Annotated in this window: 7 protein-coding genes; 5 read left to right on the top strand and 2 right to left on the bottom strand. The window is 75.4% G+C overall.

Features of this window, described 5'->3' with window-relative positions:
• Window positions 1-133: 133 nt before the first annotated feature.
• Entirely contained in the window at window positions 134-2,419 is a 2,286-nt protein-coding gene (locus ACGFSH_RS26240) for an alpha-1,4-glucan--maltose-1-phosphate maltosyltransferase (RefSeq protein ID WP_393352839.1), read from the bottom strand.
• 1,271 nt (window positions 2,420-3,690) lie between these two features.
• On the opposite strand from ACGFSH_RS26240, the gene ACGFSH_RS26235 reads away from it, so the two are divergent.
• From ACGFSH_RS26235 to ACGFSH_RS26215, 5 genes are all read left to right on the top strand, one after another.
• Window positions 3,691-6,315: a glycosyltransferase family 1 protein gene (locus ACGFSH_RS26235; protein WP_393352838.1), complete on the top strand. Its 2,625-nt coding sequence runs from the start codon at window positions 3,691-3,693 to the stop codon at window positions 6,313-6,315.
• A 237-nt stretch (window positions 6,316-6,552) separates the two neighbouring features.
• Window positions 6,553-8,028, top strand: a complete 1,476-nt coding sequence (locus tag ACGFSH_RS26230) for a hypothetical protein (protein WP_393352836.1) — start codon at window positions 6,553-6,555, stop codon at window positions 8,026-8,028.
• Between the two features lie 83 nt (window positions 8,029-8,111).
• Window positions 8,112-9,428 carry an AAA family ATPase gene (locus tag ACGFSH_RS26225; protein ID WP_393352833.1) on the top strand — a complete coding sequence of 439 codons (1,317 nt, stop codon included), beginning with the start codon at window positions 8,112-8,114 and terminating at the stop codon, window positions 9,426-9,428.
• Between the two features lie 62 nt (window positions 9,429-9,490).
• A complete protein-coding gene (locus tag ACGFSH_RS26220) occupies window positions 9,491-10,720 on the top strand; it encodes a VWA-like domain-containing protein (RefSeq protein ID WP_393352850.1) in 1,230 nt (409 codons plus the stop codon).
• Between the two features lie 142 nt (window positions 10,721-10,862).
• Window positions 10,863-12,062 carry a hypothetical protein gene (locus ACGFSH_RS26215; RefSeq protein ID WP_393352830.1) on the top strand — a complete coding sequence of 400 codons (1,200 nt, stop codon included), beginning with the start codon at window positions 10,863-10,865 and terminating at the stop codon, window positions 12,060-12,062.
• A 37-nt stretch (window positions 12,063-12,099) separates the two neighbouring features.
• Here ACGFSH_RS26215 and ACGFSH_RS26210 read toward each other — a convergent pair whose 3' ends face one another.
• Window positions 12,100-12,618 carry a DUF1990 domain-containing protein gene (locus ACGFSH_RS26210; RefSeq protein ID WP_393352828.1) on the bottom strand — a complete coding sequence of 173 codons (519 nt, stop codon included), beginning with the start codon at window positions 12,616-12,618 and terminating at the stop codon, window positions 12,100-12,102.
• Window positions 12,619-12,674: the final 56 nt, after the last annotated feature.

Below are 12,674 nucleotides of genomic sequence, written 5' to 3'. Positions count from 1 at the left end.
CCGACGCCGTCGCCGTTGCTGTCCTGGAACGAGCGGACGAGGACTTCGTAGAAGACGGCGCGCTTGAACCACTCGGGGTCGCGGTCCTTGGCGGGAGTGTCCTCGAAGGTGTCCGGAACGGGCTCGTTGACGATCATGATGTGGGTGACCCTCCGATCTGCGGGTTGGACGGTCGCAGGACGGTGAACACGTGCGCGGGCCGGGTGCCCGGTTCGAGGCGCACGTAGTTGGCCCTGCCCCAGTGATAGGTCTCGCCGGTCAGCTCGTCGCGCACCGGCGCGGACTCGTGCCAGTCCAGGCCGAGTTGCGGCATGTCCAACGACACCGTCGCCTCCTGGGTGTGGTGGGGGTCGAGGTTGACGACCACCAGAACCGTGTTCGAGCCGCTCCTCTTCGAGTAGGCGATCACCGCTTCCTGGTCGGTGTGGTGGAAGCGCAGATTGCGCAGCCGGTGCAGGGCGGGGTGGGCCCGCCGGATCTCGTTGAGCCTCGTGATCAGCGGGGCCAGGCTGCGGCCCTCGCGCTCGGCCGCCTCCCAGTCACGCGGCTTGAGCTGGTACTTCTCCGAGTCCAGGTACTCCTCGCCGCCCTCCCGCAGCGGCGCGTTCTCGCACAGTTCGTAACCGCTGTAGAGACCCCAGGTGGGGGAGAGGGTCGCGGCCAGCACGGCCCGGATCTCGAAGGCGGGCCGGCCGCCGTGCTGCAGATAGGCGTGCAGGATGTCCGGCGTGTTGGGGAAGAAGTTGGGCCGCATGTAGGAGGCGGCCTCCCCCGAGAGTTCGGTGAGGTACTCCGTCAGTTCCTGCTTGGTGTTGCGCCAGGTGAAGTAGGTGTAGGACTGCTGGAAGCCGATCTGGCCGAGCGTGTGCATCATCGCCGGGCGGGTGAAGGCCTCGGCGAGGAAGATCACGTCCGGGTCGGCCCCGTTCACCTCGCCGATGACCCGCTCCCAGAACACGACCGGCTTGGTGTGCGGGTTGTCCACCCGGAAGATCCGCACCCCGTACGACATCCAGTGCCGCAGCACCCGGACGGTCTCGGCGACCAGGCCGTCCATGTCGGCGTCGAAGGCGATCGGGTAGATGTCCTGGTACTTCTTCGGCGGGTTCTCCGCGTAGGCGATCGTCCCGTCCGGACGGTGGTGGAACCACTCCGGGTGCTTCTGCACCCAGGGGTGGTCGGGGGAGCACTGGAGGGCGAAGTCGAGGGCGATCTCCAGCCCCAGCTCGCGGGCCCGCTCCACGAACGCGGCGAAGTCCTCCAGGGTGCCCAGGTCGGGGTGGACGGCGTCGTGGCCGCCCTCCGGCGAGCCGATCGCCCACGGCACGCCCACGTCGTCCGGACCGGGATCGAGGGTGTTGTTGCGGCCCTTGCGGAACGTGGTGCCGATCGGGTGGATCGGCGGGAGGTAGACGACGTCGAAACCCATCTCCGCGATGGCCGGCAGCCGGCGCGCGGCGGTGCGGAACGTGCCGTGCGGGCGCTCCGGGGTGCCCTCCGAGCGGGGGAAGAACTCGTACCAGGACCCGTACAGGGCCCGCTCCCGCTCCACCAGCAGCGGCAGCGGCTCGGAGGCCGTCACCAGCTCACGCAGCGGATGGCGCTCCAGGACGGCGTCCACCTCGGGCGTCAGCGCCGCCGCCAGCCGCGAGACGGCCGGGCGGCTCTCGTCGCGCAGGGCCTCGGCGGCCGCCAGCACCGCGGTGCGGTCCGGCCCCTCGGGCGCCCCGGCGGCGGCCCGCTCGTACAGACGCGCGCCCTCCTCCAGCACCGCTTCCGTGTCCATCCCGGCGGGGATCTTGATGCGGGCGTGATGCCGCCAGGTGGCGACCGGGTCGCCCCAGGCCTCGACGGTGTAGGTCCAGCGGCCCTCCGCGTCCGGGGTGACGTCCGCGCCCCAGCGGTCCGTGCCGGGGGCCAGCTCGCGCATCGGCGTCCACGGGCCGGGCGAGCCCTGCGGATCCCGCAGGACCACGTTGGCGGCGACCGCGTCATGCCCCTCGCGGAACACCGTGGCCGACACCTCGAACGTCTCGCCGACGACCGCCTTGGCCGGGCGTCGCCCCTGCTGGACCAGGGGGCGGACGTCGAGGACGGGTATGCGCCCGACGGCGGTGGCACGACCGCCCCCGGCGCTGTCGGGACTCTGGGCCGCCTCTGCCCGCTGCGTCCGGTCGGCGAGTTCGCCCGCGGCGGCGCCCTTCGCGCCCTTGGCCGGCTTGCCGCCCTTGGCGCGCTTGCCGTCCTTGCCGCGCTTGCTGCTCTTGCCGCCCTTGGCGGTCTTGCCGCTCCTGGCGGTCTCGCCGCTCGTGGCGGCCCTGCTGATCCTGCCGTCCTCGTCCGGGGGACCGGTCTCGGCGGTCCCGCCGCTCTCGGTACGGGGCGTCGGGGGTGATGACGGGTGGTGCCTGGCTGGCATGACCGCTCCTGTCCGCATCAACGGGGGGTAGGCGGATGGATGTGGGGAGGTGGGTCCTGCTGGGGGAGTACCGGGGGAGCCTTCCACCCTATTCGGGTGTGCAATCCGGCGCTTTGTTAACTGCTCACGCCCATGTCTTTACACAACAGACGCCTCGATCCGGACGAACGCGAAGCCGCTCGCGGACGTCCGTCGCATGAACGGTGACGCGCGCGGGAGCCTCTCCGGCGAACCGGGCCCTCGGCCGGAGACCTTGCCGTGCGACACCCTCGCGACCACGCCGCACCGGACGGGGGCGCACACGGCCGCGTCCGCACCGCCTCGTCCCGCCGCCCGCACCGTGACCGGCGAGCGCCGCCGGTGCGCGTGCCGGGCGGCCCGGTCAGCGCTCGCGATCACCTTCGCGGTGGCGCCCACGCCGGTGTCGTCGAGCCACCCGCACGGCGGCCACCTGCGCTTTTCCGGCGACGCCCGGCAGTGTGCCCGCCGCCCGCGCCGGGATCGGGCACCACCCGCCCGTGCGCGTGCCGGGCGGGCGTACGCCGTGACGCCCGCGGTGGCCGCCGCCTGCGGACGGCTCGTCCGGTCGGCGCGGGCCGGGTCCCGGGGCGGCGACGTCCCGCCCGCGGCGTACGCGCGGGCCGGCCGTCCGGGAGGGCCGGGATCGTCTGCGGGGCGGCCGTGAGCCGGTGGGCCCGCGCGGAGGCGGCCGGCACGGCGGACCCGTTCGGAACGGCGCCGTGGATCTGGCCGGTTCTCGCCCCGCGGGCGGCGAGGCGGCGTGCGGCCGCCGGCGACGTGGCCGCCGCGAGCGGGACCGGCCGGCCCGGCGCCGGGTGCCGTCCCCGCCGGTGCCGCGCGGACAGGGGGACGGCCGACGGCGCGGCGGCCGCCACGGCCGCCGACAGGCCCCCCGCCCGGCGCAGACGCGCGCGTCCGTGCCATGGTCCGAGTTCCCCTCCTCGACGTGGCGCGCCCCGGACTGGCCCGGGCACGCCAGGGGCAGCCTCTCGCGGTGCGCGAAGCGCCACAAGGCGGCCTCCGGGGCGGAAACAGGTTTTTCGGCCCGTTGCGGCCACGCCGGGGCCGCCGGGTCCGGGGCGGCCCGTCCCTTGCGGCGTCCGCGGTGCGCGGCCGTCCGAGGCGAAACGCGGCGGCCCGCGGGCGGCCAGTCCTCAGCGAGGTCGACACCCACGCCGGTACCGTTTCCGTAGACGTGGGCCCACACCGCCGTGGGTCCATCCAGCGAACGCGCTACGCCGAGGTGGAATGTGAAGGCGATCCGTCGATTCACCGTCCGACCCCTCCTCCCCGAACCCCTCCGACCGCTCAGCGACCTGTCCCGCAATCTGCGCTGGTCGTGGCACGCGGAGACCCGGGACCTCTTCCAGTCCGTCGACCCCGAGTGCTGGGCGCTCGTCGACGGCGACCCGGTGAGACTCCTCGGCAGCGTGCGCCCGGCACGTCTCGCCGAGCTGGCCGAGGACCGCCGCTTCCTGCGCCGGCTCGCCGCCGCCGCCGACGACCTGCACGACTACCGCACCGGCGACCGCTGGTACCAGGCGCAGCCCGCCTCCGCGGGACTGCCCGCCGCCATCGCCTACTTCTCGCCCGAGTTCGGCGTCACCGCCGCGCTGCCGCAGTACTCCGGCGGCCTCGGCATCCTCGCGGGCGACCATCTGAAGGCGGCCAGCGACCTGGGCGTCCCACTGATCGGCGTCGGACTGCTCTACCGGCACGGCTACTTCCGCCAGTCGCTGTCCCGCGACGGCTGGCAGCAGGAGCACTACCCCGTCCTCGACCCCAACGAGCTGCCGGTGACCCTGCTGAGGGAGGACGACGGCTCGCCCGCGCGCGTCTCCCTCGCCCTGCCGGGCGGCAAACGCCTCCACGCCCGCGTCTGGCTGGCCCAGGTCGGCCGGGTCCCGCTCCTCATGCTCGACTCCGACGTCGAGGAGAACGACCACGGCGAACGGGGGGTGACCGACCGGCTCTACGGCGGCGGCAGCGAGCACCGGCTGCTCCAGGAGATGCTGCTCGGCATAGGAGGTGTCCGGGCGGTACGCGCGTACTGCCGGCTGACGGGGCACCCGCGGCCCGAGGTCTTCCACACCAACGAGGGCCACGCGGGCTTCCTCGGCCTGGAGCGCATCGCCGAACTCGGCGACGAGGGCCTCGACTTCGACTCCGCGCTGGAAGCGGTGCGGGCCGGGACGGTCTTCACCACCCACACCCCGGTCCCCGCCGGCATCGACCGCTTCGACCGCGGTCTCGTCGCGCGGCACTTCGGCCCCGACGCCGAGCTGCCGCGCATCGACGTCGACCGCATCCTGCGGCTCGGCATGGAGACCTACCCCGGCGGCGAGCCGAACCTCTTCAACATGGCCGTCATGGGCCTGCGGCTGGCCCAGCGCGCGAACGGCGTGTCCCTGCTGCACGGCAGGGTCAGCCGCGAGATGTTCTCCGGCCTGTGGCCCGGGTTCGACCCCGACGAGGTGCCGATCACGTCCGTCACCAACGGCGTGCACGCCCCCACCTGGGTGGCGCCCGAGGTGCTGCGCCTGGGGGCCCGCCAGATCGGCGCCGAGCGGGCCGAGGACGCCCTCAGCGTCGGCGGCTCGGAGCGCTGGGACGCCGTCGCCGACATCCCCGACCAGGACATCTGGGAGCTGCGCCGCGATCTGCGCGAGCAGCTGGTGGTGGAGGTGCGCCGGCGTCTGCGCGCCTCCTGGCGTCAACGCGGGGCGGGAACGGCCGAGTTGGGCTGGATCGACGGCGTCCTCGACCCGGACGTCCTCACCATCGGCTTCGCTCGCCGGGTCCCCTCGTACAAGCGGCTGACGCTGATGCTGCGCGACCGCGAGCGGCTGACGGACCTGCTGCTGCACTCCGAGCGGCCGGTCCAGATCGTCGTCGCGGGCAAGGCGCACCCGGCGGACGACGGCGGCAAGCGCCTGGTCCAGGAGCTGGTGCGGTTCACCGACGACCCGCGCGTGCGGCACCGGATCGTCTTCCTGCCCGACTACGGCATGGCGATGGCGCAGAAGCTGTACCCCGGCTGCGACATCTGGCTGAACAACCCCCTGCGTCCGCTGGAGGCCTGCGGCACGTCCGGCATGAAGGCGGCGCTCAACGGCTGTCTCAACCTGTCCGTCCTGGACGGCTGGTGGGACGAGTGGTTCCAGCCCGACTTCGGCTGGGCGATCCCCACCGCGGACGGCGCCGGCACCGACGTCGACCGCCGTGACGACATCGAGGCGGCCGCCCTCTACGACCTCCTCGAACAGCGCATCGCGCCGCGCTTCTACGAACGCGGCCAGGCGGGCCTGCCCGACCGCTGGATCGAGATGGTCCGCCGGACGCTCGGCAACCTCGGCCCCAAGGTGCTGGCGGGGCGCATGGTCCGCGAGTACGTGGAGCGGCTCTACACGCCGGCCGCCCACGCACACCGGACGATGGCCCCCGACACGGCGCGCGAACTCGCCGACTGGAAGCAGCGGGTGCGCTCCTCCTGGCACGCCGTGCGGGTCGACCACGTCGAGACGTCGGTGACCGCCGCCACCGCCGAACTCGGCACGACCCTCGCGCTCAGGGTGCGGGTGGGCCTCGGCGACCTCACCCCCGACGACGTCGAGGTGCAGGCCGTGTCGGGCCGCGTCGACGAGGAGGACCGCATCACGGACGCCTCGTCGGTCCCGCTCAAACCGGCGGGCGGCCCCGACCTGGAGGGCCGCTGGGTCTACGAGGGCCCGCTCTCCCTGGACCGCACCGGCCCGTTCGGCTACACGGTCCGCATCCTGCCGGCCCACCGGCTGCTGGCCTCCGGCGCGGAACTCGGGCTGGTGGAGGTGCCGTCGGAGGAGGCCGTCGAGGGCGCGGGCGTGCTGCTGCGCTAGCACCCGACAGCGCCCGACAGCACGCGACGCCTGATACCCGATGCGCGGCGTCCGGCAGTCGAACGCCGTCCCGCCCTTCCCGTCGTCCGGCGGCCGCCCTCCCGCGGCCGCCGGACCCGGGCGGGCGGGGCCGGGTAATTCGGTGGGCGCGGGGGCCCGGACGGCGCTATCGTCCCGGGCGATGACCACTCCTTCTGCACACAGATCGGGGGACCCGTCCGCGCAAGGTGAGTGCTGATGCCCACTCACTCCGCGAACGAGGACCTCCGCTTGTCCTTCTGGCCGCGCGTGCGCGAGTTCGCCGTGCCGGCCGCCATGATCGAGACCGCGACCGCCCGCCGCCGCGTCGGGGACTGGGCGGGGGCGTGCGCCGCCGCCGGGATCGACGTCGACTTCGATCTGCGGCTCCGGGCGCGCACCCACGGCCGCGAGCCGGTCGCCCGGATCCGCTCCGACCTGCGCCATCTGGCCCCCGACCTGCTGCGCTGGCATCTGCCGAGGATCGCCCCCGACGGACTGCTGCGCCCCGGCCTGACCGTCGCGCTCGCCCGCTACGACCGCGCCGGGCGCGACGGGGTGCGTCCGGTGCAGCTAGTCCTGCGCACCCCGCCCGCCTGGGCCGACGCGGGGCAGCGCGTCAGCCTCGCCCTGCTGGACGCCTCCGACCCGGCGACGAACGACCGCCGGCATCCGCATCCGCGCCCCGACCGGCGCTTCCGCCTCGACCTGCACCGTCATCTGTGGGACGCGCGCAGGGCCGGTGAACTGCGGGTCAGAAGCGGGGCGGACCTGCCGTCCGCCGACCTCGCCGCGGATCCGTCCGCCGACCCCGCGGAAGATCCGTCCGGCGTCCGCGCGCTGCGCGAACTCGGCTGCGCGGTGGACCGCTGGGAGGCCGAGGCGAGGATCCTGCTGCGTGCCGAGGGACGGGACGGCGGCTGTGTCCTCGTCCGGATCGGGGCCGGGCGACGGCTGGTCCTGGACGTCGGCGAGGACGGTCCGGCCCCGCCCCCGCGAACGGCCGCCGGGGCCGGACCCGAGGCCGGGGCGCAGGCCGGGCGGGCCGGGCCCGTCCTGCGCGGCGCCCAGGGACGTGACGCGTCGCTGCCCGTGCTGCCGGACGCGGCGACCTGGGTGCTGCCCGACCTGACGCTGCTGCGCTCCGGGGCGATCGGGGCGGGGCGGCTGCATCCGCTCGTCGCCTCGGCGCTCGTGCCCGGCACGCCGGAGCCCCTGCCCGCCCCGCCCGTCACCGGTCCGGCCGACGGGGACCGGATCGCCGACCCGGCGCTGGGCCGTGCCCGGCTGGTGGCGTGCCGGGGGGCCACGCACCGGATCGGCCTGGTCGACGGCGTGCTCTCCGCGCTGGACCACGACCCGGCCGAGATCCGGCGCGAGGAGCTGCTGGCCGCGCTCACCGGCGCCCCGCTGCCCTGCCTGCGGGCGATCGACCGCGCGCACCGGCGTCCCGACTGCCTGGACGGCGTGCGCGACCGGCTGCTCCACGGCGACGTCGCTGGGGCGCTGGCGGTCGTCGAGGGCCTGCTGGGTCCCGGCGCGGTGCTGCGCGACGGCGCGCTGCGGGACGAACTGGAGGCGGCCGCGCGCCGTCGGATCACCCACGGCCTGTTCCGGGCCGGCCTGACCGGATCCGGGCCCGGTCCGGACCGCCGCCCCGTGCGTCCGCGCCCGCAGCGGCGCCACACGCACTGACCGCGAAGCCGCCGCCGCCCCCCTCGAACCCTCACGTGCGTGCACGCCGCCCGCCGCCCTCTCGACCTCAAAGGTGATGCCTCATGTCCAGTCCCGTGCCCACGCGGACCCCCTGCCCTCCCCACGCTCCCTCCGCCCCAGCCTCGGCCCCCGTCGCCGCCCCCCGCGTGGAGCCCGTGCCCTCCCGGCTCGACGTCGCGGGCCGGCTGCTGTCCCTGCTGCGGGACGTCACCACCGAGCCCCGTCCCGACCACCGGCTGGAGGCCCTCACCCTGGCCGTGGCCGCCGACCTGCCCGTGCTGCTGTGGGGCGAGCCGGGGATCGGCAAGACCGCGGCGCTGACCCAGCTCGCCGACTCCCTCGGCCTTCCGCTGACGACCGTCATCGCCAGCGTGCACGAGCCGTCCGACTTCTCGGGCCTGCCCGTCGTCGGGGACGATCCCGCGGAGCAGGGCGTACCGATGGCCCCGCCGGACTGGGCGGTGCGGCTGGTGCGGGCCGGCCGGGGCCTGCTGTTCCTGGACGAGCTGTCCACCGCGCCGCCCGCCGTGCAGGCCGCGCTGCTGCGCCTGGTGCTGGAGCGGCGGATCGGGGCGCTGACCCTGCCGCCCGGCGTGCGGATCGTGGCCGCCGCCAACCCGCGCTCCTCGGCGGCCGACGGCTGGGAACTGAGCCCGCCGCTCGCCAACCGGTTCGTGCATCTGCAGTGGACCCACGACCACGAGGTCGTCGTGCGCGGCCTCGGCGGGACCTGGCCCCGGGCGACCCTGCCCCGACTAGACCCGGCGAAGCTCGCCGAGGCCGTGGACTTCGCCCGGCGCGCGGTGTGCGGGCTGCTCACCGCCCGGCCCGAGCTGGTGCACCGGCTGCCGGGCAGCGAGGCGCGCCGCGGCGGGGCCTGGCCGTCGCCGCGCAGCTGGGAGACGACCCTGACCCTGGTCGCCTTCGCGACGGCGGCGGGCTCGTCCCGCGACGTGCTGTCCCTGCTGGTGAGGGGCGCGGTCGGCGACGGCCCGGGGCTGGAGCTGCTGGCGAGCCTGGACCGGATGGACCTGCCCGACCCGGAGACGCTGCTCGCCGACCCGGCGGGCGCCGAACTGCCCGAGCGCGGCGACCTGCGCCAGGCCGTCCTCGACGGGGTGGTGGCGGCGGTCCGGGCCCGCCCGGACCGGGCCCGCTGGGACGCGGCGTGGGCGCTCCTCGTCCGGGCCCTGGAGACCGGCGCCCCGGACCTCGTGGTCGTCCCCGCGACGACGCTCGCCTCGCTGCGGCGGGACGACTGGGACGTGCCGGCGACGATCGAGCGGCTCGCCGGGGCGGTGACCCTGTCCCGCCGGGCGGACCGGGCGGCCGACCGGGCGGCGGCCCGCAGCGCGCCCACCGCGAAGGCGGGCCGGTGAGCGCCGGAAAGCCGGCCGCTCCCGGCCGCTCCAGCGGGTCCGGCGGGTCCGGTCCGCGTCGGGTGGACGGGGCCGGGGCGCTGGACGCCGGCAAGCTCTTCGCGGCCCGGCTCCAGGCGGTCCGGGCCCGGCCGTACCTCGCGACGGCTCTGTTCGCCCTGCACCCGGTGGAGTCGCGGCACGTGCCGACGATGGCCGTGGACCGGCACTGGCGGTGCTACGTCTCACCGGCGTTCGTGGACCGCACGCCCGTGGAGGAACTGGCCGGGGTCTGGGTGCACGAGGTGTCGCACCTGCTGCGCGACCACCACGGGCGCAGCGACCGGTTCGCCCGGCGGCACGGGCTGACCGGCCCCGGCGAGCGGCTGCGGATGAACATCGCAGCGGACTGCGAGATCAACGACGACGCCTACGGGGACGGGCTGGTGCGGCCCGAAGGGCTCGTGACACCGGCCGGACTGGGCCTGCCGGAGGGTGAGTTGATGGAGGAGTACCTGAGCCGGTTCCGGCTCGGCCCGCACACCGGGGATTTCGCCTGGCTGGACTGCGGCAGCGGCGCCGACGGACGGGACCGGGAGTGGGACCTGGGTCCGGACGGCTCCCACGGACTGAGCGAGCAGGAACGGGACGCGGTCCGCTTCCGCGTGGCGCAGGGCATCTCGGGCCGCCGCGGGAGCACGCCCGCCGGGTGGCGGCGCTGGGCCGAGGAGGCGTTCCATCCGCCGCAGCCGTGGCGGGAGTTGCTGGGCGCGGCGATCCGCTCGGCGGTGTCGGGGCCGGGCGCGGGCGAGGACTACTCCTACGGACGTCCCTCGCGCCGCTCGGCGGGGGTGCCCGGCGTGGTGCTGCCGAGTCTGCGCCGCCGCCCCCCGCGGGTGAGCGTCGTCGTCGACACCTCGGGGTCGGTCAGCGACGCCGAACTGGGCAGCGCCCTGCTGGAGATCGCCGCGATCGGACGGGCCGTGGGCGGCCGGCGCGACATGGTCACCGTCGTGCCCTGTGACGCGGCGGCGCATCTGGCCCACCCCCTGTGCAGGGGCGAGGGGATCCCCCTGCTGGGCGGCGGGGGCACGGACCTGCGCGCGGGCTTCACCCGGGCCCTGCGCTCGCGTCCCGCGCCGGACGTGATCGTCGCGCTGACCGACGGGCAGACCCCGTGGCCGCAGGCGCGCCCGCCGTGCCGCACGGTGGTGGGCCTGTTCTCCCGGGCCCGGACCTCCTACCGCGAGGACGACCCCGACGCCGTGCCGGACTCCCCGCCGGACTGGGCCCGGGTGGTGGAGATCGGCTGATCGGACGTCAACTGGCCGTCCGTGCGGGCCGGTTGGCAAGGGGGTGGTCGGGGCGGCCGGGGGGAATCCCGCCGCCGTGCCCGGACCGGGCTGCCATAAACTCTGCCGTCCGGTGTGTGACGCACAGAGAGGCCCACGGAGCGTGTCCGACAGATCGCCCGAAGAACACGGATCCGGTGCGCGGGAGGGGGACGGCGGCGCGTCCTCTCCGGGGGCCGCCGGTTCCATATCCGACGAGGAATGGGCGAAGTTCGTCCAGGACAGTGCGCGGGGGATACCCGACTCCGCCCCGAAGGAGCCGTCCGCGCGGGCTCGCATGGTGACCGAGCGGCTGCGGCAGCAGGAGGCGCGCGGCGAGCTGCCGTCGGGCTGGCGCACGGGGCCGTCCCTGCGGGAGACGCAGAAGAGGGCGACGCGCAGGCGGCGGCTGTGGGCGATCGTCGGGCTGCCCGTCGCGGCGGCACTGGCCGTCGTCGCGATGCGGCCCTCGCTGCTGCCCGGCGATCCCTTCGGCGCGGGCGAACCGGAGGCGGCCGTCTCGCCGCTGCCGGCCGAGACCGTGGCCCCGACCGCCGCGCCCGGTGCGGTCGATCCCCGGACGCCCACCCTGGATCGGCCCTTCGCCGGTTCCCCCGCGCTGCGGTGGGCCGACGGCGCCGCCGGCATCGTCGTGCCCCCGGCGACGCCGGTGGGGACGCTGTCCAAGGCCCAGGTGGAGAAGGCGCTCCAGAGCAGCAGGAAGCTGCTGATCGACGCCAACCTCGACCCGGCGACCCTGCGCGGCGACCGTCCACGGGCCGCGCTCGCCGCGATCGAGCCGCGGCAGAAGGACCTGCTGGCCCTGCTGAACACAGGTCTGAGCAAGCCGGACGAGGCGCACGACCCGCTGTCCATGTTCAGCCGCTTCGACCCCCGTCGACTGCGCCTGGTGGGCGAGGTGGTGAAGACGCGCGGGCGCATGACGTTCACGGCGGGCGAGCACGCCTCCGTCGTCGTGCACGCCGACTACACCTTCGTCTACCCGGTGACGCGCGTCGACGGGAGCGCCCCGGCCGAGGTCGCCCGCACGATCGTGCGGCGCGTGCTCGACCTGGAGTTCCCCGATCCGCGCAAGTACGTCGCCACGCCGGGCAGGCTCAGGGTCGTCAGGTACGACCGGGACATCGGCAACTCCGCCTGCGACGTCCACGACGGCTTCCTGCACCCGCGGTTCTCGACGTCCGGGACGACGGCCGAGCCCACGGGCGCGGCTCCGAGCGGACCGACCGTGGACCCCTACGACCGCAGCCGGGATCTGACCGGACACGGCGACGAGCCCTGCGGCGTGACGTCCCGCACCTGAGCCGCCGCCGGGCGGGACCGTCCTGGCCCCCGCCCGGCTACGCGTCCTCGCCCGCGCACAGCCCCCGGAGCACCGTGCCGCAGCGGCGGGCGTACGCCTGTTGCAGGCCTCGCGTGGCTGGACCGCCGGCCCTCGCGTACCACTTGGCGCCCCGGCTGAAGGCGGAGACCGTCAGCCAGACCGTGCCGTCCCCGGTGCGGTCGACGAGGAAGGACTCCTCACCGGTCTCGGGGTGGCCGGGGAGGGTGCCGTAGGCCCAGCCGGCGCGCCGGTGCTCGTCCACCGTCCACACCACCCGGCAGGGGGCCCGGACCAGGCCGGCCAGGGTGACGGTGACGTCCACGTCCGGGGCCGCGCGGTCCGCGGAGGCGTCGACGCCCACGCCGAGGGCGCGGTGCATCTCCCACGTCATGACGGCCTCCGCGGCGCGGCGGAAGACCTCGTGCCCCTCGCCGAGGCGGGTGCGGACGTGGAGGGGGTGGAACCCCGGCGGGCAGAAGCCCGGGCGGTCGCGGGTCGCGCCGACCTCGTCGTACGTGAAGTCCTTCGAAGACATGGGAGCCAAGAGTAGGGCGGCACCCGGGGACGCCTTTCCCCCGGGTGCCGCCCGTG

The sequence above is a fragment of the Streptomyces sp. NPDC048481 genome (genome assembly GCF_043200075.1).
GTDB lineage: Bacteria > Actinomycetota > Actinomycetes > Streptomycetales > Streptomycetaceae > Streptomyces.
The sequence above is the reverse complement of the archived record's forward strand: the minus strand, read 5'-3'. Positions and strand labels throughout refer to the sequence as shown.